Source organism: Mycolicibacterium sediminis (genome assembly GCF_010731735.1).
In the GTDB taxonomy this organism is placed as follows: Bacteria; Actinomycetota; Actinomycetes; order Mycobacteriales; family Mycobacteriaceae; genus Mycobacterium; species Mycobacterium sediminis.
Genome location: NZ_AP022588.1, coordinates 4,603,252 through 4,627,648 on the forward strand (window position 1 = coordinate 4,603,252; position 24,397 = coordinate 4,627,648).

Consider the following 24,397-nt stretch of genomic DNA (forward strand, 5'->3'; position numbering starts at 1 on the left):
CATGTACATTTCGGCAGCCGCACACTAAACTCCACGATGTGGAATTCGGTGCCCGAGGCGATCGCTCCCCCAGGGAGGGGCGGACGTGACACGACGTCTCGACGACGGGGTGCTCGCCGACATTGACCGCCGCCTCGCGGCGGCGGATGCGCACCTGGCGAACCACTACCCCGGCGACGACGGCCGTCGGCAGCCCGTCCACACCGTCTACGTCCCGGGCAACCGGTACTCGACCACGATGCCGGCCGACTGGGGATCCGCCGCCCTCGCAGCCGCGACGGACGCGGGCGGGCTCGATGCCGTGGCCGCACTCGTCGGCGCGAGCAGTGGAACCGATTGCCAGCCAGATACTCTCGCGGCGCTCGTCGAGAACAAGCTGACCACCGAGCCCATCGAAGACCTCCGCATCGACTTCGAGGACGGCTACGGCACGTTCGACGACGCGACCGAGGACGCTGACGTCGCACGGGCGATCGCAGCATTGCGCATCCCGCTCGACGCCGGCACCTCGACACCGTTCGTCGGCACCCGCTTCAAGTGCTTCGAAGCGGGCACCCGGGCACGCGGACTGCGCACGCTCGACATGTTCGTCAGTGGCCTCGTCGACTCCGGCGGCCTCCCCGACGGCCTGAACCTCACACTCCCCAAAGTGACGTCCGTCGACCAGGTCTCGGCGATGGTCGCGGTCGCAAGCGCCCTCGAGAGTGCGAACGGGCTCGCGGACGGGCGAATCCGCTTCGAAGTGCAGGTCGAGACACCGCAGGCGATCCTCGGCGCCGACGGCCGCGCGGCCGTTGCCCAATTCATCCACGCCGGGCAGGGTCGGGTCAGCTCGCTGCACTACGGGACCTACGACTACTCGGCGTCCCTCGGCATCGCCGCCGCCTACCAGTCGATGGAGCATCCGGCGGCGGACCACGCCAAGAACGTCATGCAACTCGCCGTCGCAGGCACCGGCGTTCACCTCTCCGACGGCTCGACCAACATCCTTCCGGTCGGCGAACCCGACAACGTCGCCATGGCATGGAAGCTGCACGCTCGCCTCGTCCGGCGCCACCTGGAACGCGGCATCTACCAGGGCTGGGACATGCACCCCGCACAACTCGTCACCCGATACCTGGCGACCTACGCGTTCTATCGTGGCGCCTTCGCGCCCGCCGCGACGCGGCTGCGCAACTACGTCCACCAGCTCGACTCGACCGTCATGGACGAGCCGGCCACCGCCCGCGCACTCGCCAGTGTGATCCACCGTGGCAGCGTGTGCGGCGCCCTCACCGTCGACGAGATCGAGACAGCCACCGATCTCCCCCTGACCACCGTGCGCGACACCGCGCTCGGCCGCACATCCAGGAGCAACCAGTGACCACTGCGTCGTACTACACGCCCCGCGGCGGCCTGCCCCCGCAGACCGATCTGCTGACCGACCGCGCCATCGTCACCGAGGCCTACACGGTGATCCCGCGAGGAGTGCTCTCGGACATCGTCACCTCGGTGTTCCCGGAATGGACCGACACGCGCGCATGGATCATCAACCGACCCGTCGCCGGTGGTGCGACGACGTACTTCCAGGCGATCGTCGAGGTGAAGCCGGGCGGCGGCGCGCAGCGACCGGAGCCGCAGCCCGAGGTACAAAGCTTCCTGTTCGTCACGTCCGGTGCGCTCACCGTCGACGCGGCAGGCCAGTCACAGAGACTCACCGAGGGCGGCTTCGCCTACCTTCCCGCAGGCACCGACTGGTCGGCCCGCAACGACGGCGACGCCGACGCGACGTTCGTCTGGATCCGCAAGCGCTACGAGGCCATCGAGGGCCACACGGTGTCCGTCACATTCGGCAACGAGCAGGACGTCGAACCGTCGGCCATGCCCGGGACCGACGGCAAGTGGCGCACGACCCGCATGCTCGACCCGCAGGACCTCGGGTACGACATGCACGTCAACGTCGTCACCTTCGAGCCCGGTGCGACCATTCCCTTCGCCGAGACCCACGTGATGGAACACGGCCTCCTGATGCTCGAGGGCAAGGCCGTCTATCACCTCAACGGAGACTGGGTGGAGGTCCAGGCAGGCGACTTCCTCTCGCTCAGAGCCTTCTGCCCGCAGGCGTGCTACGCGGGTGGACCGTCGAACTTCCGTTACCTGCTGTACAAGGACGTCAACCGCCAGATCCTGCTCTGACGCGTCAGACCGGACGCCGGGGTCGAGGCGTCCGGTCCCGTGTGTCTCGTCGTCCTACAACCGGAATGGCCAGCCGGTGACCTTCTTCGAGCGCGGAGTCGCGTAGGTACGCACCTTCGACGTCGACAGGCCCATTCGGACCAGCCCCTCGGCGATGGTGACGGCCGCGCGGACTCCGTCGACGATCGGGACGCCGGTCGCGGCCGTCACCTTCTCCTCGAGTTCGGCCATGCCGCCGCAGCCGAGGCAGATCACCTCGGCGTGGTCGTTCTCGACTGCCTCTCGGGCCTGACGGACGATCGCCTCGACCGCCCGATCCGGATCCGACTCGAGTTCGAGCACACCGAGGCCTGACGCCCGTACCGACGCACATCGCGCGTCGAGCCCCGCAAGTTTGAGGCGATCTTCGATCAGGGGGACGGTGCGGTCCAGCGTGGTCACGACCGAGTACTTGTGTCCCAGGTACATCGCCGTCGACGCCGCCGCCTCCGTGATGTCGACCACCGGGACGTCGAGCAACTCCTGCAGACCTTCCCGGCCGTGCTCGCCGTAGCCGGCCTGAATGACGGCGTCGAACGGCTCGGAGTACGAGGTGATCGCGTCCATCACGGCGATGGCCGCGAGATAGCTCTCGAAGTTCCCTTCGCAAGAGTCCGCACCGAAACGCGGTGTGATGCCGACGATCTCGGTGCCCGGCGACGCGACACCGCGCGCCGACTCGGCGATCGCGTCGGTCATCGAGGCCGTCGTGTTGACGTTGGCGACGAGAATCTTCATGTGGTGGTCCCCACTAGTGTGTGCTGGCCACGGCGATGGGCTCGCCGGAGACGTCGTTGAACGGTCCTCGGCGGTCGGCGACCACCAGGTACACGATGGCCCCGAGTCCCGCACCAATGAACCAGGAGAACTCCGAGACGATCTTGAACGCCGGAACGAACGCCATCAACAGTGCCGCCACCGCGGTGATGACGAGGGCGACCACGGCACGCACGTTGACGCCCTTCGAGTACTGGTATTCACCGTTCACGTCTGTCGTGAACAGGGCTGGAACGTTGATCTTGGAACGGCGCACCAGCCAGTAGTCGGCCATGATGATGCCGAACAGCGGACCCAGGATGGCACCGAGCCCACCGAGGAAGTAGTTGATGACGGCAGGCGAGTTGTAGAGGTTCCACGGCAGGATCACCAGTCCGATGACGGCCGAGATGAACGCTGCGCGACGGAAGTTCAGTTGCTTCGGAAACAGGTTGTTGAGCGCGTAGATCGGGGCGACGAAGTTCGCCATCAGGTTCACGGCGACCGTCAGGATCAACAGCGCGAGTGCCGCGAGCACCAGCAGCAGGGTGTTCGGCACCTCTTGGACGATGTCGGCGGGCGCTTCGATGATGCGTCCGTCGATGCGGAACTGGGCGCCGGCCAGGGTGATGACGATGGCGCCGAACACCAGCATGTTGAGCGGGATGCCCCAGAAGTTGCCCGTCACGATGGCGCGCTTCGACGTCGCGTTACGGGTGAAGTCGCAGAAGTTGAGGACGAACGTGCCGTAGATCGCCACCCACAGACTGGCGCCGCCGATGATCTGCAGCCACATGTCGACACCGGTCAGCGAGTCCGGCGTCGTCCATGCAATGGTCCAGTCGGCGTTGCTGAGCATCCAGACGGCCAGCGCGATCATCGTGAACAGGATGACCGGGCCGGCGAACGCCTCGTACCTGCGGATCATCTCCATGCCGTAGCTGACGATGATCACCTGGATCACCCACAGCGCGACGAACGAGATCCAGCCGAGCGTCGACAGCCCCAAGAAGCTGTTCGAGTCGAGGGTTTCAGCGGACGGTACGAGCGCAATGATGAGGATGCGCAGGACCACGGACGCCAGGTAGGTCTGGATGCCGAACCACGCGATCGCGACCGCGCCGCGGATGAGCGCCGGAATCTGAGCACCGAGGGTGCCGAACGAGATGCGGCTCATCACCGGGAACGGGACACCGGTCTTCTCCCCCATGAACCCGGACAGGTTGAGCAGCAGGAACAGGAAGACGCCACCCAGGCCGAGCGCCAGCAGGATCTGCCACCCGCCGAGGCCGAGGGCGAACAGTCCGATGGCGAACGAGTAGTTGCCCAGGCTGTGCACGTCATTCGCCCACAGGGTGAAGATGTTGTATGCGCTCCATCGTCGCCCGTGGCGCTTCGTGGGCGCCAGTTCGGGGTTGTACAGAGAGGGGCTCACGTCGGCGAACGGCCTTGCATCGTCACGACTGGAGTCGCCGATGACCCCGGTGGACTCTGTGCTCATGGATACGCCTGTCACGTCGGGGCGCCGACGCTCAGCGCCGACGCCGGATTCCACTGTGCGGAAGTAATGTTCCACGGATGCGATCAGTAAGTCGCATCAGGACACCGCCTGTCAAGGGTTCGGAGCGATTGACTGTGCCACGGCTCACACCTAGAGTCACCCAAGGAATGGAGTTGAAATTCCACGATGAGGAATCTTCTCGTAGCAACGGAGAACTGCCGATGACCGCCGACACCCCCGACCACTCCGGTTTCGACCTGGTGGTCCGCGGCGAACGCATGCTGACCACGGCGGGAATCGTCGCCCGGGAGATCGGCATCCGCGACGGCCGCGTCGTCGCCATCGAGCCGCTCGGGAGCGGCCTCACCGGCACGGAGGTCATCGAACTCACCGACGAGCAGGTGATGATCCCCGGTCTGGTCGATACGCACGTGCACGTCAACGAGCCGGGTCGCACCGAGTGGGAGGGATTCGACTCCGCTACCCGCGCAGCGGCTGCGGGCGGTGTGACCACGTTGATCGACATGCCGCTCAACTCGATTCCGCCGACGGTCAACGTCGAGGCGCTCGACGCGAAGCGCGCGGCCGCAGCGGGAAAGACGCACATCGACGTCGGCTTCTGGGGCGGCGCCATCCCCGGCAACACCGGCGATCTGCGCGGCCTGCACGACGATGGCGTGTTCGGCTTCAAGTGCTTTCTGCTGCACTCCGGAGTCGACGAGTTCCCGCATCTCGACGCGGACGAGATGGAGAAGGACATGGCCGTGCTGGCCGGCTTCGACTCCATGATGATCGTGCACGCCGAGGACTCGCGCGCCATCGATCGTGCCCCCTCGGCCGAGGGCAACAAGTATGAGCGCTTCCTCGCGTCGCGGCCGCGCGGCGCGGAGAACGTCGCGATCGCCGAGGTCATCGAACGCGCTCGGTGGACCGGCGTCCGCGCACACATCCTGCACCTCTCGTCGTCGGACGCCCTGCCCATGCTCGCCACCGCCAAGCGCGACGGCGTCAAGATCACCGTCGAGACGTGCCCGCACTACCTGACGCTGCTGGCCGAGGAGATCCCCAACGGCGCCACCGCGTTCAAGTGCTGCCCGCCGATCCGCGAGGCGTCGAACCGGGAACTGCTGTGGCAGGGCCTGCTCGACGGAACGATCGACTGCATCGTCTCCGACCACTCACCCTCGACAGTCGACCTCAAGGACGTCGAGAACGGCGACTTCGGCGTGGCGTGGGGCGGCGTCGCGTCGCTGCAGCTGGGCCTGTCGTTGATCTGGACCGAGGCGAAGCGTCGCGGCATCGAACTCGTGCAGGTGCTCGACTGGATGGCGGCCAAGCCCGCCGCGCTCGCCGGACTGAACACCAAGGGCAAGATCGCCCTCGGTTACGACGCCGACTTCGCGATCTTCGAACCCGAGTCCGCACAGGTCGTCGACGTGCACAAGCTGCACCACAAGAACCCCGTCAGCCCGTACGACGGGCGTGCGCTCGCCGGTGTCGTGACGGGTACCTGGTTGCGCGGCAAGAAGATCGACTTCCAGACCGCACATGGCCGGATGCTGCGTCGCGGCGGGGTGTAGCGCTCGACGAGCGACGCGTCGGGCTAGCACCGCAGCGCGCGCGGGCTGATCTTTGGTGGCGGCAGCGCCGGGGCCTGGGGCGCGGCGGCTGTCGCTTGGTGTTCAGTCGGCGGCGTCGGCCGGCGCGTTCCAGTTGCCGAGTTTGTCGGGGTTGGCAACGATCCAGATTCGAACGATCTTGCCGTCCACGACGTCGAAGGAATACACCCTGACGACTTGATCTCCGGACAGCAACAGCAGACCGCTCTGGCCGTTCACACTGCGCTCGACGAGCTGCGCGCAATCCTGCTTGACGAGGATGCCGCGCGCGAATCGCGCTACCTTGTCCGACCCGATCACCGGCCGGAGCGCGGCCCGAGTCTTGCCCCCTCCATCCACGCGCACCACCACGTTCGGATCTAGCGTGTCGATCAGCTCGTCCAGTCTTCCGCTACTGCATGCCTTCTTGAACGCAGCCACTACAGCCGAATGGGCACCAGCGTCCGAGGACCGTCCATACCGTTCGGCATTGATGTGCCGCCTGGCCGAGACGGCGAGCTGGCGGCAGGCATCGGATGACCTGCCGACGATCTCTGCTATCTCCTTGTAGGGGATCGCGAACACGTCATGCAGGATCAGCGTGACCCGCTCGGCCGGCGTCACCTCCTCCAGAAGCACCAGCAGGGCCGTGCTCACCGATTCATCGAGGGTGACCTCATTGATCGGGTCGCCACCAGCCAGCGCGTCGGTACCGAAATTGGCTGCGAAGTAACTGGTGGGCAGCGGTTCGGGTAACCAGTCACCCACATACGCCTCGCGGCGAACACGTGCCGACCGGAGTTGATCGAGACACACCCGGCTCGTCACCTGCACCAGCCAGGCCTGCGGCACCTCGATCAACGATTGTGCCTGCGAGTTCATTGCGTACCAGCGCGAATACGCCTCCTGGACCATGTCCTCGGCGTCGTGCGTCGAACCCAGCAGACGAAAGGCAACACTGAGCAGCAGCTTCCGGTACTGGCCGACATCGGGGTTCGACGGCTCAGCGGTGCTCATCGGGGTCTCCTCTCGTAGACCGACGTGCCGACCGCCAACCAGGTGTGTCGGACCGGTGAAGGCACTTCCTACCATCAAGACGAAATGGCCAGGCGGTTCGTGATGAGCGGTGGCTGCTGGGAACCTGCACCGCACCCTACGGCGAACCACGGCGCGAGTGTCGACGTCACACCGGCGGTGCCTACGTCGTCTGACAGGTGCGGCCGGTGCTCGGCCGTCTACCAACACTCGATCATCAGAGGAGCCAACGTGAACCACGTCGACATCGGCCGCACGCAACCCGCCAGCTACAAGGCGCTGATCGAGCTGCACGTCGCTTCCACCAAGGCCGCGGTCGAGGTGGGCCTGAGTGCAAGACTCGTCGAACTGGTCAAGATCAGGGCATCCCAGATGAACGGTTGTGCCTACTGCCTCCGAATGCACACAGTCGATGCCCTGCGACACGGTGAGACGACGGATCGGCTGGCGGTGCTTTCGGCGTGGCGGGAGACCACCGATTACTTCGCGCCCGACGAAACGTCGGCTCTGGAGATCACGGAGTACGTCACTCACATCGGCGGAGCCGAACTGTCGGCGGACGCACACGCCAGGATCCGCGAGTCGTTGTCCGCCGGACAGATCGCCGCCGTTCACTGGCTGGCCATCGTGATCAATGCCTTCAACAGAGTCGCCATCTCGAGCCACCTGCCCGTCACACCCGCTTCGTGAACTCACCCGCGGGTGTCTTCGCGACACAACTCCGTTCCGTCACAACGGAGTTCAGGGCGGCAGCGGCGACGAATGGACACCTACCGCGCCTCAACTGATTCAGCGGAACGTGCCCGACGTCACCCTCACAGAACGCTTCGCTTGGGCGTCAAGGTATGTGACCCCGTGGCAATGGAGCTGAGGGCGACACGAAGGGAATGCCGATGAAGATCCACCCGAACGGCAGTGACCACGCCTCGGTGAACTCCGTCGCAGGTGAGTTCGGCGGCCGACGTCGCAACGGATCGGCGGTGTCAGCCGCTGTCATCGCTTGGGTCGCCACAGGCCTGCTCCTGGCAGCGGAGATCGTCGCGATCGCAATCGTCGCCTTTCCCGCCCGCGCCTCGGCCGCGCCGTCCTCGGCGCACCTCAATCGGGTCGGCGCACTCTCCCTGGATCGTTGCACCGTAGCCGCCACGCGGCCCAGCGGGCCCGTCACGAGGACGAGGAGCTTCAGTGATGACTTTCGACAGGAGGTTCTCCACACCACGGTCATACTCGACGCGTGCTGATACGCGAGATCATCGCCGTATCTCGATAGTGTTCGAGCTTCGGCCTCCTCGGCGATCGCGCGAGGCAGTCAAGGGAGATGAGACGAGTGACCACTACCGACGCCGGCGTGGGCCACGTCGGGCACCTCGACGTCACGGCCATCAAGGGTTTCGCCGTCGTCCCCACCGAGCGCATCACCGTCACCGTCACCGGGGTCCTCGGCAATCGCGAATTCTTCTTCGCCGAGCCGAGCGGTCGCCTCTTCTCCGTGGACGTGGATTCACACCTGCTGCCGTACTGGTCTCGCTTCGAGCCCGCGACCAACCACCTCCTGATCGGTGAAGGACGGGACACGGTGTTCGATGAAGCCCTCCCCACCGACGGCGACACCGCCGAGTTCGACTTCGAGGGCTCACCTCGGGTCGGACGGTTCGTCGCCGGCCCGTGGGACGACTGGGCCTCGGGCATCACGCAGCGACCGTTGTCGCTGGTGCGAAGCGTTCAGCCCGGCGGAGCGTACGACGCCCATCCGGTCACCCTTCAGAGCGAGGCCTCGTTGGCGGCGCTCGGGCACGAGACCGACGGGTCCCCCGTCGACCGACGCCGATTCCGCATGCAGGTGACCCTCGTCGACGTCGCCGAGGCCTTCGCCGAGGACGGTTGGGCTGGACGCGAGGCCACCGTTGGCGACTGCACGCTCCGGATCGGCGGGCCTGTCCCGAGATGCGTTGGTGCCGAGCATAATCCGACCGACCGGTCTCGCACGTTCAAGGTGCTGCAGACGATCAATCGGGTTCGGGGCGTCGGACACGGTGAATTCGGGCGAGGCCTGATGTTCGGGGTATACGCGTCGGTCGTCGAACCCGGTGACATCGCGGTCGGCGACCCGATCACCCTCGACGCCACCGGGCAGTGACCATGCGACCATCCCCCCACTACTCATCAGGCTCATTGTGTCCGTCGTCACACCTCGATAGGGTGCCGTAACAGCACGCCGACGATCGACATCGGGAGGAACTCCGTGAGGTCACCTCGTCCGCGATCCGGAGTTCAACTCCCCTCGCGCCGCCGCTTCCTCGGCGGCGGTGCCGCCGCGGGAGCCGCCATCCTGTTCGGCCCGTCCGTACTCGCGGCCTGCGGCAGCTCGGACACGACCGCGGCGACGTCGTCGTCCACGCCCGACGATGGCACTGCGGCAACGGGAACGCTTCGAGTGTCCAACTGGCCGTTGTTCATCGCCCCGGACACCGTCGCGCAGTTCCAGTCGGCCACCGGCCTCGTGGTCGACTACAAGGAGGACTACAACGACGACGAGCAGTGGTTCGCCAAGAACAAGGAACCACTCTCCCGACGCCAAGACATCGGCGCCGACCTCGTCGTACCCAGCGAGGTGATCGCCACCCGCCTAATGGGCCTGGGCTGGCTGAACGAGATTCGCCACGCCCGCGTGCCCAACCTGCAGAACCTGCGGCCCGACCTCCTCAACTCGTCCGCCGATCCGGGCCGCAAGTTCACTGCGCCGTACATGAACAGCATCACCGGACTTGCCTACAATGCCAAGGCCACCGGCCGGCCCATTACGTCGGTCGACGATCTGTGGGATCCGGCGTTCAAGGGCCGCGTCACCATGTTCAGCGACACCCTCGACGCGCTCGGGATGGTGATGTTCGCGCAAGGGAACACACCCGCCGAACCAACCACCGAGAGCGTCCAGCGAGCCGCCGACTTCGTCCGCACGCAGAAGGACAAGGGCCAGATCCGTTCGTTCACCGGCAACGACTACGTCACCGATCTGGCCAGTGGCAATGTCGCGATTTCCCAGGCGTATTCCGGCGACGTCGTCCAGTTGCAGGCCGACAACCCCGATCTGAAGTTCGTGGTGCCGGAGGCCGGCGGCACCCTCACACTCACGGACATGGTCATTCCGTACACGACGCAGAACCAGGCTGCGGCGGAGGAATGGATCGACTACACCTACGACCGCGCCAACTACGCCAAGCTGGTCGCCTACATCCAGTACATCCCGGTGCTGTCGGACATGACCGACGACCTTGCCCGGATCGACCCGGCGCTGGCGGACGACCCGCTGATCAATCCGCCGCCGGAGATCCTCGCGAAGGTCAAGCAGTGGCCGCTTCTCACCGACGAGCAGACCCAGGAGTTCAACGCCATCTACTCCGCGGTGACCGGCGGTTGACCCGCCCGCCGAATGACCTGAGCTGGTACGCGTTCCGCCAACCGGACCGGACGAAGGAACTCGGCACGTGAAGATCGGCAGGCACTTCGCATTGCTGTCCGTCGGCGTGGTCGACGGACACGGTGGTCCGCCCCGACTGGATCAGGCCGTCGTGGTCCGGGACGGCCGAATCGCGGCCGTCCTTCCGATGGCCGACTACCGGACCGACGACTCGATACAGGAAGTCCCGCTCGACGGGCACTACGTCATGCCCGGGATGATCGACGCGCACGTTCATCTATCCGGCGGTAGGGCCACGATCGACGACCAGGAGCTCGGGGTCATCGCCGAGCCGAAGATACTGCGCGCCATGCGATCCGTGTACGAAGCACAACAGCTCCTGAAGAGGGGGTTTACGACGGCGCGCGACGTGTCGTGGAACGGGCTGTATCTCAAGCGGGTCTTCTTCGAACAGAAGCTGCCGGGCCCGAAGGTGATCGCGTGTGGGCCGGGGCTGTCGCGTACCGGTGGTCACGCCGACCTGTTTCAGTTCACCCCGGATTACGTTCGCGAGAACGGGGTCTGGGGAATCATGGCGGACGGTACGGACGAGATCATCAAGTCGGTCCGGTACCTGCTTCGCGAGGGCGCCGACGCGATCAAGATCTTCGTGAGCGGCGGGGACAATTGGCCGCACGACCGAAACGGCGACGTGCACTACTCGATGGACGAATTGCGCACGTGCGTCGAGGAGGCACACCGACAGACCGGAACCATGGTCATGGCGCACGCCGAGAACCGCACCGCCATCGAAATGGCCGTCGACGCCGGTTGCGACACGATCGAACACGGCGAGGACATCGATGAGGCACTGGCCGCGAAGATGGCCCGCAACGGCACCATCCTCGTGCCGACACTGCAGCTGATCGTGAACTGGTATCGGGACTTCGTCCCCCTCGGGGGCCCCGTCGCACCGAAGGTCCGTCCCGACGCATTCCTCTACCGCGACCTCTACGACGATCACGACGAGGAGTTCGGCCACGCCTACAGTTCGCAGGCGGTGACCAGCTTCCAGACGGCCAAGGCGGCCGGCGTGAAGATCGCCCTTGGTTCGGACACCGTCTACGAGCCGCTGACACGGTACGGCGAGTACAGCGCGCTCGAGTTCCGCGCTCTCGTCGAATACGGGATGACGACGAGTGAGGCCATCACCGCGGCGACCGTCACGAGCGCCGAAGCCGTTGGCATGTCACGTCTCCTGGGCAGTGTCGAGCCGGGAAAGCTCGCCGATCTGCTCGTCCTGCGACGGGATCCGACCGAAGACCCGATGGTGCTCTACGACGCCGAGAACATCCATCTGACGTTCTGCGACGGAAAGCTCACCGTCATCGACGGGTTGCTGGCGTGGTGACCGACGTCAGGGCCTCGTCGAGCGTGTCGAAGACGTCCAGCAGCGAATCGATGCCGAGCAGCATCAGTGGCCGGCTCGTGGCGGGACCATGCGCCACCACGCCGAACCCCGTCGAGTTCGCGAGCCGCTGACTCGCCGCGATCAACACGCCCATTCCCGCAGACGCGAGGAAGTCGACAGCCGACAGATCGACGACGAGCGCCTGCGGGTCCTTCCGGATCGCCGCGTCGATCGCAACGTTCAGCCGCGGGGCGGTCACCATGTCGAGATCGCCGGACACCGCGATGACGACGACGCGCCCGAACCACTCCTCCACCGTGCCCGAGGCTGCCGGGCCCGCATCTTCATTGCCGACGTCGATCATGGCCGTTCCTAACCTCGTTCGAAATTGATTGCCTGACAATGGGTGTGCGACGACGGAGGCCCACCGGGATGGGCCTCCGTCGCACGCGTACGAACTACCGGGTGCGTACCGCGCTGCGACGGCTGACCGCCAGCCAGATCACCAGGACCAGGACGGCTCCGATGACCGAGCCGATGATCCCCGAGGGCTGCAGTAGGCCCTGTGCGCTGTCCTTGCCGAACAGCAGGTAGCCGAGGAACCCGCCGACGAACGAACCGACGACGCCGAGGACGATCGTCATGGCGATGGACAGGTTCTGCTTGCCCGGAACCAGCAGGCGCGCAAGCGCACCGGCGATGAGTCCGACGACGATGATGGTGACGATGAGTCCGATCATGGCTGTGAGCCTTTCTGAATCAGCGCCTACTACGCGCTGCGATCGAGTCGGTCGGGCGAGTGCTCGACGCTGATAGCAGTTCAACACCCCTAAGGGGGGTACCGGTACACCCCTAAGTAGGTAATCTGATGGGATGGCGCCGCCCGAGAACACTCCTATCACCGTTGCGTTGGTCGACGACTACGACGTTGTCCTCATCGGCGTGGCCAACATGTTCGATCGCTATCGCGATCGAGTCGTCGTCGCGGAGATCGACTCCAACATGAGTCTCGACGACTCCGTCGACATCGTCCTGTACGACTCCTTCGCCCAGCCGGAGGCCGACCACGACGAAATCGCCGCCCTGGTCGCCAATCCTCGAGCACGCCGAGTCGTGGTGTACACGTGGAACTTCCATCCCGACTTGATCGCCAACGCGCAGGAGAAGGGTGCCCACGGCTACCTGTCGAAGACACTGCCGGCGCGAGAACTGGTGGCAGCCCTGGAGGCCGTGCACGCCGGCGAGACGATCGTCAGCGACGTCCCGCCGCGTGCCCGCAGCGCCGTCGGGCTCGACTGGCCGGGCCGCGGGGAGGGACTGAGCGACCGGGAAGCGGAGATCCTTGCCCTGATCACCCAGGGCAAGAGCAACGCCGAGGTCGCGGCCCTTACCTATCTCAGTCCCAACACCATCAAGTCCTACATCCGAACGATCTACCGCAAGATCGACGTGCTGAGTCGGACGCAGGCCGTGCTGTGGGGTGTGAAGCACGGCTTCACCCCGGATCACAACCGCATCGAGCACTGGAAGGGCGGACCGTAGTTCGTCCCGCGCCGTGCGCTGATGACATGGCGAGCGTTCCACTCTGCCAAGCAAGGCAATTGACACGGCTAGGCCCGTACTCGGCAAGACCTCCATGGCGGCGAGACGAAAGCCGAAGTTGCCGATTTCGCTCCGCTTGTCGGTGTTCGAATGTATGTTCGAAGGATGCAGGCGGAGGCGGCGTGGGAGGCGGTCGGACGGCTGCGCGCCGACTACGAGGCGTTCGCCGCGTTGCCGATCGATCTGCTGACCCGGTCCCAGGTGCTGGCCGTGTGGGACGAATTCGAGGCGTTCGCGTGTCAGATGCCCACCCAACGCCACCGCCTGCTGGCCCGGTTGCAGGCCGAGACCACCCCCCAGGGGATGGGCGCGAAGTCCTGGAACGAGGTGCTGCGGTTGCGGTGGCGGGTGTCTGCGGCCGAGGCGAGCCGCCGGCTGGCCGAGGCCGCCGACCTCGCACCCCGCACGGGCCTGACCGGGGAACCGTTGGCGCCGCTGCTGCCCGCGGTGGCCGCCGCCCAGGCGGTCGGGGCGATCACCGCCGAACACGTGAAGATCCTGCGCGACGCGATGGGCCGGATGCCGGCGTGGGTGGACACCCCCACCCGCGACCAGATCGAAGTGGACCTGGTGCGGATCGCGGTCACCGTCGGGCCGAAGGACCTCAAGGACGCCGCGGAGATGCGGCTGTTCCTGCTCGACCAGGACGGCCCCGAGCCCGACGACACCGAACCCGAGCAGTCCCGGGGTGTGGAGTTCGGCCCGCAAGGGCCTGACGGCACCAGAATCCTGAGCGGTCATCTGAGTCCGGAGGCGGCGGCGGTGTTGGAGCCGCTGATGGCCAAGTACGCCGCGCCGGGGATGTGCAATCCCGCCGATCCCGACCCGTGTATCTCGGGCACCCCCAGCCAGGCTCAGATCGACGGTGATCACCGCAGCCGCGCGCAACGCCAGCACGACGCGTTGATCGTGATCGGGCGGATCGCGTTGATGAGTGGGGACCTGGGCCGGCTCAACGGGCTGCCGGTGTCGGTGATCATCCGCACCACCCTGCAGGATCTGGAGTCCAGGGCGGGGGTCGGCGTCACGGGCGGTGGCACCACCGTACCGATCAAGGACGTGGTGCGGATGGGGGCGCACGCCCACCACTACTTGGCGGTGTTCGACCGTGCGAGCGGGTCGGCGTTGGAGTTGTTCAGGGCTCGCCGGGTCGCGTCCCCCGCGCAGCGGATCATGTTGATCGCCCGCGACGGGGGTTGCACCAAACCGGGTTGCCCGGTCGGGGCGTACGGCTGCCAGGTCCATCACGCGGTCACCGACTGGGCCCGGGGCGGCAACACCAACGTCGATGAGATGGCGTTGGCGTGCGGCGCGGACAACCGCCTCGTCGGCGAGGGCGGCTGGACCACCACCATCACCGACCGCGGCGACGTCGAATGGCAACCCCCACCCGACCTCGACAACGGCCACACCCCGATCAACTACCGCCACCGCCCCGAACTGCTCCTGCGCCCACCCCAGGACGACACGGGCGACGACGCCGACGAAACGCAAGGACGCAGATCCGCCAGCCTGCGACAACCGCCGGGAGCAGAGGCAGGGCCCGCGCAGCCGCAGGAGCCGGGGCCCGCAGAGGCAGAAGCCGAGGAAGGGCTCGACCCGCGGCCACAAAGGTCGCCGGAATCTGCGGGGCCCGAGCCGAAGCCCGACCCGCCGCCGGAGCCACAGGGGTCGCCGGAGCCGCAGCCGCAACCGCAGCCGAGACCAATGCAGCCCGACCATGAGCCCGGCACCCCAACGCCCGCAAGCGCTTCCGCAACGACTTCCGACCACGCCGCAGCGCTGACCCTCGCGTTCAAAGCCACGCCCGTCGGCGCCCAAGCATGCCTTGCGCTAGACGACGATCCCAACACACCCCACCACATCCGCCTCCGCGACGCAGGCTGGACCCTGCTGCGCATCCACCCCCACGCCGACGGACGCGGCCCACCCGACACCGCCGCGGCCTAGCGCCGCCGCACCCGCCACCCCAGCCCATCGGCCGGAGCCGAGTGTCGCGGGCCTACCCGCGCGCCGTTCCGAACGGTGCCACCCTCACAGCGCCACCTTCACAGCGCCACGGTCGGCTTGGCCTCGGGGTGCGCATCGGGCTGCGGGGCGAAATCGCTGGCGATGGCGTCACTCTCGGGGTTGCGAATCGTCATCACCAGCGCGATGAGCGCCAGCCCGGCCGACAGCGCCGCCGGCGCGAGGAACGCCGCCTCCCCGTAGCGGTTGGCGAGTAGTCCACCCACGACGGCACCCACCGTCAGACCCGCCCACAGCGGACCCTGGATCCAGAACGACGGCGCAGGCTTGTGCAGCAGCATGTTCGCGAGGCCGGCACCGAACCGCACGACCGAGCCCGTGACGTACGTCAGCGCCAGGCTGCGTCCGGCCTCGTCCTGCAGCGTCGCGTTCTGCAGCCCGAGCGCCAGCACCACCGGATAGGCATGCAGCGGAACCGCTTCCGAGCCCTGCGGGACCACGTTGCCGACCGCGAGCAGGCACGCCTGGATCGTCAGCAGCGTCGCCAGTCGCCACCGCTTGGCCCACGCGGCGATCAGGGTCCCGGCGAAGGCCCCGAAGCAGAACAGCATGATGACTCCGCCGAAGCGGATCACCTGCGTCCAGTCCGCGGTGCTGGCCGCTTCGCCGAACCGCGTCGTGTTGCCGCTCATGAACGACATGAACAGCTGGGAGTACTGGATGAAACCGATCGCATCGGCAATGCCTGCGACCGCAGCCAACGCAACGGCGAATCTGACCCTCACCTTGGCGTCAGCAGGGAAACCCTTGTCGGGCATCGTAATCCTTCGATGATGTCGTCGTGGACGTGAGTAGTCCGCCTCGTTGCGGTCCGGCGCAGCTGCCGGGTCGTCATCGAGGTGCACGCGCACTCCAGATTCGACGGCCGTGTTTTCCCCAGCCTTCCGAGCGAGGAAACCGGCGCTCCTGGCGTGTCACCAACTGGTCATCACACGTGTGCTGCGCCACCTCGACGCGCTCCACGAACCAGCGCCTGCATAGGCTGGGTAATTACCTAAGCGAAGGAGGCGGCACGGGTGTCCGACGTCAGCACCATCCATCCTCGGCCGCGCTTGCTCGTCGCCGCGCTGAGCCTGGTGGCGCTCACCGTCGCGGTGCTGCAGACCGCCGTCGTCCCGATCCTCGGCATCATCGCCGAACAGCTGAACGCGTCGACCGTGGCCGTCAGCTGGGCCGTCACCGCGAACCTACTCGCCGCCGCCGCGTCGACCCCGCTGATCGGGCGTCTCGCCGACCTCTACAACAAGAAGTACGTCCTGCTCTGCGTGCTCGTCGCGGTGCTGGCCGGCTCGATCCTCGCCGCGTTGACGACGTCGCTGCCCCTGCTCATCGTGGCCCGAGTGCTCCAGGGCGTCTCCTTCTCGCTGTACCCGATCTGCGTGGCTCTGCTACGCGACGCACTGCCCGAGGGCGCGGTGGTGGGTGCGCTCGCCGTCCTGTCCGGCACGCTGGGCTTCGGCGGCGGGGTCGGCCTGGTTGTCACCGGCCTCCTCATGAACGGCGACGCCGGCTACCACCGGGTGTTCTGGCTCACCACGGGGTTCACGCTCGTCGTGATCGTCCTCGCGGTCACCGTCGTCCCGGCCGTCTCCACCCGCGGCGTGGGAACCGTCGACTGGCTGGGCGCAGCGGGGTTGGCAGTCGGATTGTCCGCGCTGCTGCTCGCCATTACCCAGGGCAACTCCTGGGGCTGGGTCTCGCCCGCCACCCTGGGCGTCACCGCCGCCGGAGTGGCGGTGCTGACAGCGTGGTGGGCCTGGGAACGCAGGCAGCGGCACCCGCTTGTGTCGATCACGATGCTGTCGCGGCGCGCGGTCCTGCTGACCAATCTCGCCACCATCTTCGTCGGCATGGGTCTGTACTTCGGCTTCCTCGGCCTTACGCAGTTCGTCCAGGTGGACCGCGACGTCGCCGGATACGGCTTCAGCGCGACGGTCCTGCAGGCGAGTGTGGTGTTCCTACTCCCCGGCGCGATCGCGGGATTCGTCACCGCGACATTGAGCGGACGGTTCATCGAACGCTTCGGTGCGCGGGTGGTGCTCGTCAGTGGCGCCGTCACCGGGGTGATCGGCTTCCTCTGGCTGGCGATCTCCCACGACCAATCCTGGCAGGTGATCGTCGCCGGCATCTGGGTCAACGCCTACATCAGCCTCGGCTACGGGGCACTGCCCGCGCTGGTCGTCAGCGAGGTTCGCGCCGACGAGACCGGGGTCGCCACAGGTGTCAACGCCATCGCCCGCACGGTAGGCAGTTCCATCGCGGCGGCAGCGGTCGCCGTCCTGCTCGCCCGCTCCGCCGCGGAAGGGTCGACGGGCCTGCCCTCCGAGCACGCCTTCGTCCTCATCTTCGCCGGAGGTGCGGTGACCGCGGCTGCGGCCCTGGTCCTCATCGCGACGTCCCGCGCCGGCCAGGGGTCGCCTCGTGCGGCCGACACCAACGTCGACTCGCGGGCGATGAACCACGAGTGGGGCTGATGACGGAACGCCCGATTAGCCGGTGGACGGCCGGGTAGGCGCTCGGGCGACGACAGCGCAGTCGTCACGAACACCGAGGAGAGACAGTCATGGAATCGACCCCGATGAAGAAGTCGATGGGGCTCACCGGAGCCACCGCCGTCGTCGCGGCTGCCGTCGCGGTCACCTTCAGCGGCGCCAGCCAGGCCGAGCCGGAGCCGGCACCGCCGGGGCCCGTCACCACCCCCGAGATGACCACCGCCGAGCCCTCCGTGGACGGCGGCGCCACCGAAGGTCCCGACACCCCGATCGTGGCGACGCCACCCGTCACGGCCACCACCGAGACACCCGACTAACCCCACCCCGCCGGACGACCGGCAGCGGCTCCGAAGGATCGCTAAGCTGGCGCCTTCCCACCAGGAGGCACCATGTCGTCTGACGTGACACCTGCGGCACCCCGGTCGGCAGGCCACATCCGGCTGACGTCACACGGCGGCGGCTTCGGCGCGCTGCCGATCACCTGGGGCGCCGATACGCCGACAGGACGTGGGCCCGTCGTCGGCACCACCACCACGCGCCTGCACCGCAACGTCATCGGCACGCACAGCGGCTCGTACGGCGTCTACCGCGCACTCGCCGTGGCCGCGGGTGCCCTGTCACGCGACCACCGCGCGGATCTGACCAACACGTCGCCCACCCACCTGATCGGTCCCCATCCGCAGTGGAGCGACCCGGACGCGATCGTCAGCCTCGACCCGTGGGGTGCCTCGGTCGCCGACGTGTTCGCGGGCGAGATCGCCGCCGGGTACGACATCCGACCGTCGATCGCGGTGACGCGTGCCCACGTCATCCTCCCCGAGATCGCCGACGCCATCGCGCGTGGCCGCCTGAGACCCGACGGCCGCTTCCTGCTCGAGGGTGGCGCCGCACTGGTGACCAAGGCAGCCATCGAGCCCGTGTGGTACCTGCCGGGGGTGGCCCGCCGGTTCGGTTGCACTGAAAGCGATCTGCGCCGCGCGCTGTTCGAGGAGACGGGTGGCATGTATCCCGAACTCGTCACGCGCTCGGACCTCGAGGTGTTCCTCCCGCCGATCGGCGGGCAGACGCTCTACGTGTTCGGCGACGCGGGTGATCTCGCCGACCCCTCGGTGGAACTCACCGCGCGGGTGCACGACGAGTGCAACGGCTCCGACGTGTTCGGCTCCGACATCTGCACCTGCCGGCCCTACCTGACGCACGCGATCGAAGAGTGCATCCTCGGCGCCCAGCGCGGCGGCGTCGGACTGGTGTCGTACTCGCGCAAGGAGGGTCGCGCGCTCGGTGAGGTGACGAAGTTCCTGGTGTACAACGCGCGCAAGCGACAACTGGGTGGCGACACCGCCGACCAGTACTTCGCTCGCACGGAATGCGTTGCGGGCGTGCAGGACATGCGCTTCCAGGAACTGATGCCCGACGTCCTGCACTGGTTGGGAATCCGCAAGATCCACCGACTGGTCTCGATGAGCAACATGAAGTACGACGCCATCACCGGTTCCGGCATCGAGGTGGGGACGAGGGTCAACCTCCCCGACGACCTCATCCCGGCGGACGCACGCGTGGAGATCGACGCGAAGACCGCGGCCGGGTACTTCACACCCGGACCCATCCCGGACGCCGCGGAACTGAAGAAGGCCAAGGGCCGCGGACTCGACGCGTGAACGCCCACGCGGCAGCGACGACGCTCAGGTCCACCGCCACCATCCGGGAACGAGCCGGCCTGCTGCTCAACCGGGCACGCGCGGGCGACTCCCCCTGGTTCACCGTGTGGGACGACCGACTGCCCGAGGTCGCTCATGACGTCGCGACGCTCACCCGGTCGCGCCATCCGGACCTGGACGTGCCGTTCCACAGTCGGTGGCGGCACTTCGAGGCGGGCGGCGTGGACCGCAGGCGCCGACTCGGCGATCTCCTCGACGACGCCGACGACCGCGAACGCGCCCGGGCGATGATCGACCTCACCGTCGTCAGCGTGCTGCTCGACGCGGGCGCGGGTCCGGACTGGCGTTACCGCGAGACGGGCGGCGCCACGTTCACGCGCTCGGAGGGCCTGGGAGTGGCCAGCTTTCACGCCTTCACGGCGGGATTGTTCTCCAGCGACCCCACCCGACCGCTGCGCGCCGACGCCGCAAGCCTGCGCGCGCTCGACGTCGACTCCCTCGCCCGGGCGTTCCAGGTCGACGCGTCGAACCCACTTATCGGACTTCCCGGCCGGGTGGAGGTGCTACGCCGCCTCGGCGCCGAACTCGACGCGCAGCCTGTCGTGTTCGGCTCCCCCGCTCGGCCCGGCGGTCTGTTCGACGCGCTCGTCGGCGCGGACCGGCGCATCACCGCCCACGCCATCCTCACCCAGCTGCTGGTCTCGTTGTCGCCGATCTGGCCGTCGGACAACGTGATCGGAGACATCCCGCTCGGAGACTGCTGGCACCACGCCGCGATCCCCGGACCCGACGGCACCGGTGGCTGGATGCCGTTCCACAAGCTGTCGCAGTGGCTCACCTACTCACTGCTCGAACCCCTCGAGTGGTCCGGGGTGGCGGTCGACGGGATCGACGCCCTCACCGGGCTGCCCGAGTACCGCAACGGCGGACTGCTGATCGACGGCGGCGTGCTGGCGCTGCGCGACCCCGAATGGTCCACGCGCACGTGGTCGGCCGGCGACGAACTCGTCGTCGAGTGGCGAGCGCTGACCGTGGCACTGCTCGACGAGGTCGCCGCGCTCGTCCGAACCGACCTGGGCGTCGACGTGCCGCTGGCCCGCGTCCTCGAAGGTGGCACGTGGGCAGCCGGCCGCGCCACCGCCCATCGCCTCCGGGGTGGACTCCCACCCCTGACCATCGATAGTGACGGGACGGTGTTCTGACGCCATGGTGCATCTGATCGACCATCCGCTGGTGCAGCACAAGCTGACGCTCATGCGCCGAAAGGATGCGTCCACGAGGACGTTTCGGCAGCTGCTGCACGAGGTCTCGATGCTGATGGCCTACGAGGTGCTGCGCGACATCCCCACCCAGGACGTCGAGATCGAGACACCGCTCGAACACACGACGGGCAGGGTCATCGACGGCAAGAAGCTAGTCTTCGTATCGGTGCTGCGGGCGGGCACCGGCATCCTCGACGGCATGCTCGCCGTCGTCCCGGGCGCACGGGTCGGCCACATCGGTCTGTACCGCGATCCGAAGACCCTGGTGGCCGTCGAGTACTACTTCAAGCTGCCGGGCGACCTCGACGAGCGCGACGTCGTGGTGGTCGACCCCATGCTCGCCACCGGCAACTCCGCGGTGGCCGCCGTCGAGCGCCTCAAGGAGGCCCGACCCAAGTCCATCAAGTTCGTCTGCCTGCTGACGTGCCCGGAGGGGATCGCGGCGATGGAGCGCGCGCACCCGGACGTGCCCATCTACACGGCCGCCGTGGACCGGCAGCTCGACGAGCACGGCTACATCGTGCCGGGGCTCGGGGACGCCGGCGACCGCATCTTCGGCACCAAGTAGCGGCCACCCTGGTTTGCCCGACGCACCGGGCGTAGCCGACAATCGGGCGTGACGTCACGCCGGGTGGTCCTCATCGCGGCAGCAGTCGTCATCGCCCTCCTCGCCGGTGCCACCGGGATCTACGCCTACACCCGCGTCCATGCCACGCGGCCGACCCCGCAGCAGGACGTCGGCCCCCAACTGCGGGCGACGCCATTCGCTCCGCTGTCCCCCGACGCGCCCACCCCCACCGTCGACGGGCTCGCGGCCGCACTCGCCCCCGCGCTGGCGAACCCCGACCTGGGCCTGCTGACCGGACAGGTCACCGACGCCCTCACCGGCGCAGAACTGTGGTCGCAGGGTGCAGCACTCCCGCAGACACCCGGCTCGGTCACCAAGGTCCTCACCGCCGCCGCCGCCCTGCTCACCCTGTCGCCCGCACACCGGGTGCCGACGACGGTGGTTCCCGGCGCCGTTCCCGGTGAGGTCGTCCTCGTGGGCGGCGGCGACGCGACGCTGACCGCCGAGCCGGCGGGCACGATCGGCTACTACACCGACGCACCGCGGCTCGACGACCTCGCCGACCAGGTCCGCGCGTCGGGCATCCCGGTGCGGAACGTCGTGGTGGACGGGTCACTGTTCCCCGGACCCACCATGGCCGTCGGATGGAACCCGATCGACATCGCCGGCGGCAGCATCGCGCCGATCGAGTCGGTCATGCTTGAGGGTGGGCGTCTACCGCCGCTGATGGACTACTCGCCTCGCTCGGCCACGCCCGCCCTGGACGTCGGCCGCGCGCTGGCCCAGCGGCTGGGGGTGGACCCCGCGGCCGTCACGACGGGTGCGGCCCCGCCGACGGCGGAGCCCGTCGCCACCGTGTGGTCCGCGCCGCTGAGCGTGCGGCTGCACCAGATGATGGTCGCCTCCGACGACGTCACCGCCGAGACGATCGGTTTCGAGGTGGCGCGCGCCCGCGGACAGTCGCCGACCTTCGACGGGTCGGTGGCCGCGGTGTCCGAGGCGCTCACCGAAGCGGGGTTCGACCTCACGGGACTGTCGATCGAGGACCTCAACGGCCTCTCGACCGAGGATCGCATCCCCGCCCGACTCCTCGACGACATCCTCACCGCAGCAACGGGTTCGGGTGAGCACTCGACGACGCTGCGACCCATGGTCGACGACCTCGCAGTCGGCGGCGGCTCGGGGACGCTGTCCAACCGGTTCGTCGCGCCGGCCCCCGGTGCGGGGTTCGTGCGGGCGAAGACCGGCACCCTGGACTTCGTGAACGCGTTGGCGGGCTTCGTCACCGACGTCGACGGACGGGCGCTGACCTTCACGCTCATGTCGACCGGAACGATGCAGGACGTCGCGAAACCCGCCCTCGACGCCGTGGCCACCGTCCTGCGGCAGTGCGGATGCCGCTGAGCGCGGACCTGCCGCGAGCGTGCGTGAACTCAGGTTCCGGGTCGGCGTGTCGGCTGCAGACTGGGGCACCCCGCTTGCGGGGAGCACGGTCGCCGAGGGAGCTCCCTACTTCAGCGGGAGACCGGTGATGGCGCGGGCCATCACCAGGCGCTGGATCTCGCTGGTGCCCTCGAAGATCGTGAAGATCTTGGCGTCGCGGTGCATCCGCTCGACCGGGTAGTCGCGGGTGTAGCCGTTGCCGCCGAGGATCTGGATGGCCTCGTCGGTCACGTAGACCGCGGTCTCGCTGGCGGCGAGCTTGGCCATCGATCCCTCGGCGTTGGTGAACGGCTTGTCGTTGCGGGCCATCCAGCCGGCGCGCCACACCAGCAGGCGGGCGGTGTCGATGCGGGTCTTCATGTCGGCGAGCTTGAACGCGGTCGCCTGGAAGTCGCCGATCTTGCGGCCGAACTGCTCACGCTGCTGGGCGTAGTCGAGCGCGTACTCGTATGCGGCGCGGGCGACGCCGAGCGCCATCGCACCGACCGTCGGCCGGGTGCGCTCGAACGTCTTCATCGCGGCCTGGCCGGCGGAGCGCTTGCCGTCGCGCGCCCTGGCGATCCGCTCGTCGAACTTCTCCTTGCCGCCGATGATGAGGTTGCCGGGGAGACGGACGTCGTCGAGCACCACCTCGGCGGTGTGCGAGGCGCGGATGCCGTGCTTCTTGAACTTCTGGCCCTGGCTGAATCCCTTGGTGCCCGGCGGGATGATGAACGTCGCCTGGCCTCGCGAGCCCAGTTCGGGGTAGACCGACGCGACCACGATGTGGACGTTGGCGATGCCACCGTTGGTGGCCCACGTCTTCGTGCCGTTGATGACCCACTCGTCGGACGCCTCGTCGTACTTCGCCCGCGTGATGATGGCCGAGACGTCGGAGCCGGCGCCCGGCTCCGAGGCACAGAACGACGCGAGCATCGGCTCGTCGACGGTGCCGAACATCTGCGGCAGCCACTCCCCGAGCTGCTCGGGGGTTCCGGTGGCGGCCAGCGACGCCGCCGCGAGCCCGGTGCCGAGGATCGACAGCGCGATGCCGGCGTCACCCCAGAACATCTCCTCGAACACCGTGAGCATGCCGAGGCCGGTGGGCTCTGCGGACTGGGTCGCGAAGAGGTCCAGGGAGTAGAGGCCGACCTTGGCCGCCTCCTGGATGATCGGCCACGGCGTCTCCTCGCGCTCGTCCCACTCCGCGGCCGCGGGGCGCACCACGTTCTCAGCGAACTCGTGCACCCAGTCCCTGATCTGGATGACGTCCTCGGACGGTTCGAGCGAAAACGACATCGGGAGTGGTCCTTTCACGGGTCCGGGTGCAGGGGCGCGAGGTGTGGGCAGCGTGATGCGAGCTATCGACAACCGGCTTCGGTGAACGACTGTACACTGTGATTCCGGTCGGTCAAGTCCCGCCCCGCCCCCGCGGTGGCCGAGATCGACGGTT

22 protein-coding genes are annotated in these 24,397 nt (G+C 67.7%); 15 read left to right on the top strand and 7 right to left on the bottom strand.

Going from position 1 to position 24,397, the window contains the following annotated elements; translation table 11 throughout:
• Nucleotides 1–85: 85 nt before the first annotated feature.
• Together G6N64_RS22070 and G6N64_RS22075 are read left to right on the top strand one after the other, a co-directional pair.
• Nucleotides 86–1,363 carry a DUF6986 family protein gene (locus G6N64_RS22070; protein ID WP_163799767.1) on the top strand — a complete coding sequence of 426 codons (1,278 nt, stop codon included), beginning with the start codon at nt 86–88 and terminating at the stop codon, nt 1,361–1,363.
• A complete protein-coding gene (locus G6N64_RS22075; RefSeq protein WP_163799769.1) occupies nt 1,360–2,175 on the top strand; it encodes a bifunctional allantoicase/(S)-ureidoglycine aminohydrolase in 816 nt (271 codons plus the stop codon). Before G6N64_RS22070 ends, G6N64_RS22075 begins: the two co-directional genes overlap by 4 nt.
• Nucleotides 2,176–2,229: 54 nt before the next feature.
• On the opposite strand, the gene G6N64_RS22080 is transcribed toward G6N64_RS22075, so the two are convergent.
• Entirely contained in the window at nt 2,230–2,952 is a 723-nt protein-coding gene (locus tag G6N64_RS22080) for an aspartate/glutamate racemase family protein (RefSeq protein ID WP_163799772.1), read from the bottom strand.
• 13 nt (nt 2,953–2,965) lie between these two features.
• Complete coding sequence (locus G6N64_RS22085) at nt 2,966–4,471, bottom strand: NCS1 family nucleobase:cation symporter-1 (RefSeq protein WP_174266861.1); 1,506 nt, start codon at nt 4,469–4,471, stop codon at nt 2,966–2,968.
• A gap of 221 nt (nt 4,472–4,692) precedes the next feature.
• Between G6N64_RS22085 and allB the strand changes: the two genes are divergently transcribed.
• Nucleotides 4,693–6,051, top strand: a complete 1,359-nt coding sequence (gene allB, locus G6N64_RS22090) for an allantoinase AllB (protein WP_163799773.1) — start codon at nt 4,693–4,695, stop codon at nt 6,049–6,051.
• 102 nt (nt 6,052–6,153) lie between these two features.
• On the opposite strand, the gene sigJ is transcribed toward allB, so the two are convergent.
• The gene (gene sigJ / locus G6N64_RS22095) at nt 6,154–7,086 is read right to left on the bottom strand and encodes an RNA polymerase sigma factor SigJ (RefSeq protein WP_163799776.1); all 933 of its coding nucleotides are present in this window, start codon (nt 7,084–7,086) and stop codon (nt 6,154–6,156) included.
• A 24-nt stretch (nt 7,087–7,110) separates the two neighbouring features.
• Here sigJ and G6N64_RS22100 point away from each other — a divergent pair, with 24 nt between their 5' ends.
• From G6N64_RS22100 to G6N64_RS22115, 4 genes are all read left to right on the top strand, one after another.
• Nucleotides 7,111–7,794 carry a carboxymuconolactone decarboxylase family protein gene (locus tag G6N64_RS22100; protein ID WP_308206622.1) on the top strand — a complete coding sequence of 228 codons (684 nt, stop codon included), beginning with the start codon at nt 7,111–7,113 and terminating at the stop codon, nt 7,792–7,794.
• Between the two features lie 637 nt (nt 7,795–8,431).
• A complete protein-coding gene (locus G6N64_RS22105; RefSeq protein WP_163799778.1) occupies nt 8,432–9,241 on the top strand; it encodes an MOSC domain-containing protein in 810 nt (269 codons plus the stop codon).
• Between the two features lie 105 nt (nt 9,242–9,346).
• Nucleotides 9,347–10,522, top strand: coding sequence for a polyamine ABC transporter substrate-binding protein (locus G6N64_RS22110; RefSeq protein WP_246230760.1), 1,176 nt, complete (start codon nt 9,347–9,349; stop codon nt 10,520–10,522).
• A gap of 67 nt (nt 10,523–10,589) precedes the next feature.
• Nucleotides 10,590–11,912 carry a metal-dependent hydrolase family protein gene (locus tag G6N64_RS22115; RefSeq protein ID WP_163799780.1) on the top strand — a complete coding sequence of 441 codons (1,323 nt, stop codon included), beginning with the start codon at nt 10,590–10,592 and terminating at the stop codon, nt 11,910–11,912.
• On the opposite strand, the gene G6N64_RS22120 is transcribed toward G6N64_RS22115, so the two are convergent.
• Together G6N64_RS22120 and G6N64_RS22125 are read right to left on the bottom strand one after the other, a co-directional pair.
• The gene (locus tag G6N64_RS22120) at nt 11,887–12,276 is read right to left on the bottom strand and encodes an STAS domain-containing protein (protein WP_163799782.1); all 390 of its coding nucleotides are present in this window, start codon (nt 12,274–12,276) and stop codon (nt 11,887–11,889) included. The two genes, G6N64_RS22115 and G6N64_RS22120, sit on opposite strands and share 26 nt — an antisense overlap.
• Nucleotides 12,277–12,370: 94 nt before the next feature.
• Nucleotides 12,371–12,652 (bottom strand): GlsB/YeaQ/YmgE family stress response membrane protein, encoded by a 282-nt coding sequence (locus tag G6N64_RS22125; protein WP_163799784.1) that lies wholly within the window; start codon nt 12,650–12,652, stop codon nt 12,371–12,373.
• Nucleotides 12,653–12,785: 133 nt separating this feature from the next.
• Here G6N64_RS22125 and G6N64_RS22130 point away from each other — a divergent pair, with 133 nt between their 5' ends.
• Nucleotides 12,786–13,454, top strand: a complete 669-nt coding sequence (locus G6N64_RS22130; protein WP_163799786.1) for a response regulator transcription factor — start codon at nt 12,786–12,788, stop codon at nt 13,452–13,454.
• A gap of 150 nt (nt 13,455–13,604) precedes the next feature.
• The gene (locus G6N64_RS22135) at nt 13,605–15,464 is read left to right on the top strand and encodes an HNH endonuclease signature motif containing protein (protein WP_425487201.1); all 1,860 of its coding nucleotides are present in this window, start codon (nt 13,605–13,607) and stop codon (nt 15,462–15,464) included.
• A gap of 98 nt (nt 15,465–15,562) precedes the next feature.
• Here the strand turns inward: G6N64_RS22135 and G6N64_RS22140 are convergent, their stop codons facing one another.
• Nucleotides 15,563–16,300 carry a YoaK family protein gene (locus G6N64_RS22140; RefSeq protein ID WP_163799788.1) on the bottom strand — a complete coding sequence of 246 codons (738 nt, stop codon included), beginning with the start codon at nt 16,298–16,300 and terminating at the stop codon, nt 15,563–15,565.
• Nucleotides 16,301–16,558: 258 nt separating this feature from the next.
• Here G6N64_RS22140 and G6N64_RS22145 point away from each other — a divergent pair, with 258 nt between their 5' ends.
• The 6 genes from G6N64_RS22145 (at nt 16,559) to dacB (ending at nt 22,926) form a co-directional block, all read left to right on the top strand.
• Nucleotides 16,559–18,016, top strand: a complete 1,458-nt coding sequence (locus G6N64_RS22145) for an MFS transporter (RefSeq protein WP_246230762.1) — start codon at nt 16,559–16,561, stop codon at nt 18,014–18,016.
• Nucleotides 18,017–18,105: 89 nt separating this feature from the next.
• On the top strand, nt 18,106–18,351 hold the full coding sequence (locus G6N64_RS22150) for a hypothetical protein (protein ID WP_163799789.1): 246 nt from the start codon (nt 18,106–18,108) through the stop codon (nt 18,349–18,351).
• Between the two features lie 72 nt (nt 18,352–18,423).
• The gene (locus tag G6N64_RS22155; RefSeq protein ID WP_163799791.1) at nt 18,424–19,692 is read left to right on the top strand and encodes a GTP cyclohydrolase II; all 1,269 of its coding nucleotides are present in this window, start codon (nt 18,424–18,426) and stop codon (nt 19,690–19,692) included.
• The gene (locus tag G6N64_RS22160; RefSeq protein WP_163799792.1) at nt 19,689–20,894 is read left to right on the top strand and encodes a URC4/urg3 family protein; all 1,206 of its coding nucleotides are present in this window, start codon (nt 19,689–19,691) and stop codon (nt 20,892–20,894) included. The genes G6N64_RS22155 and G6N64_RS22160 overlap by 4 nt, the downstream gene beginning before the upstream one ends.
• Nucleotides 20,895–20,898: 4 nt before the next feature.
• Nucleotides 20,899–21,522 carry a uracil phosphoribosyltransferase gene (gene upp, locus G6N64_RS22165; RefSeq protein WP_163799794.1) on the top strand — a complete coding sequence of 208 codons (624 nt, stop codon included), beginning with the start codon at nt 20,899–20,901 and terminating at the stop codon, nt 21,520–21,522.
• Between the two features lie 48 nt (nt 21,523–21,570).
• Nucleotides 21,571–22,926 (top strand): D-alanyl-D-alanine carboxypeptidase/D-alanyl-D-alanine endopeptidase, encoded by a 1,356-nt coding sequence (gene dacB, locus G6N64_RS22170; RefSeq protein ID WP_246230763.1) that lies wholly within the window; start codon nt 21,571–21,573, stop codon nt 22,924–22,926.
• Between the two features lie 105 nt (nt 22,927–23,031).
• Here dacB and G6N64_RS22175 read toward each other — a convergent pair whose 3' ends face one another.
• Nucleotides 23,032–24,243 carry an acyl-CoA dehydrogenase family protein gene (locus G6N64_RS22175; RefSeq protein WP_163799796.1) on the bottom strand — a complete coding sequence of 404 codons (1,212 nt, stop codon included), beginning with the start codon at nt 24,241–24,243 and terminating at the stop codon, nt 23,032–23,034.
• Nucleotides 24,244–24,397: the final 154 nt, after the last annotated feature.

What these genes read in the sequence shown, in the direction of transcription:
- G6N64_RS22080 (WP_163799772.1), bottom strand. Translation starts at nt 2,952, where the DNA reads ATGAAGATTCTCGTCGCCAACGTCAACACGACGGCCTCGATGACCGAC.
- G6N64_RS22085 (WP_174266861.1), bottom strand. Translation starts at nt 4,471, where the DNA reads ATGAGCACAGAGTCCACCGGGGTCATCGGCGACTCCAGTCGTGACGAT.
- allB (WP_163799773.1), top strand. Translation starts at nt 4,693, where the DNA reads ATGACCGCCGACACCCCCGACCACTCCGGTTTCGACCTGGTGGTCCGC.
- sigJ (WP_163799776.1), bottom strand. Translation starts at nt 7,086, where the DNA reads ATGAGCACCGCTGAGCCGTCGAACCCCGATGTCGGCCAGTACCGGAAG.
- G6N64_RS22120 (WP_163799782.1), bottom strand. Translation starts at nt 12,276, where the DNA reads ATGATCGACGTCGGCAATGAAGATGCGGGCCCGGCAGCCTCGGGCACG.
- G6N64_RS22125 (WP_163799784.1), bottom strand. Translation starts at nt 12,652, where the DNA reads ATGATCGGACTCATCGTCACCATCATCGTCGTCGGACTCATCGCCGGT.
- G6N64_RS22130 (WP_163799786.1), top strand. Translation starts at nt 12,786, where the DNA reads ATGGCGCCGCCCGAGAACACTCCTATCACCGTTGCGTTGGTCGACGAC.
- G6N64_RS22135 (WP_425487201.1), top strand. Translation starts at nt 13,605, where the DNA reads ATGTATGTTCGAAGGATGCAGGCGGAGGCGGCGTGGGAGGCGGTCGGA.
- G6N64_RS22140 (WP_163799788.1), bottom strand. Translation starts at nt 16,300, where the DNA reads ATGCCCGACAAGGGTTTCCCTGCTGACGCCAAGGTGAGGGTCAGATTC.
- G6N64_RS22150 (WP_163799789.1), top strand. Translation starts at nt 18,106, where the DNA reads ATGGAATCGACCCCGATGAAGAAGTCGATGGGGCTCACCGGAGCCACC.
- G6N64_RS22155 (WP_163799791.1), top strand. Translation starts at nt 18,424, where the DNA reads ATGTCGTCTGACGTGACACCTGCGGCACCCCGGTCGGCAGGCCACATC.
- upp (WP_163799794.1), top strand. Translation starts at nt 20,899, where the DNA reads ATGGTGCATCTGATCGACCATCCGCTGGTGCAGCACAAGCTGACGCTC.
- G6N64_RS22175 (WP_163799796.1), bottom strand. Translation starts at nt 24,243, where the DNA reads ATGTCGTTTTCGCTCGAACCGTCCGAGGACGTCATCCAGATCAGGGAC.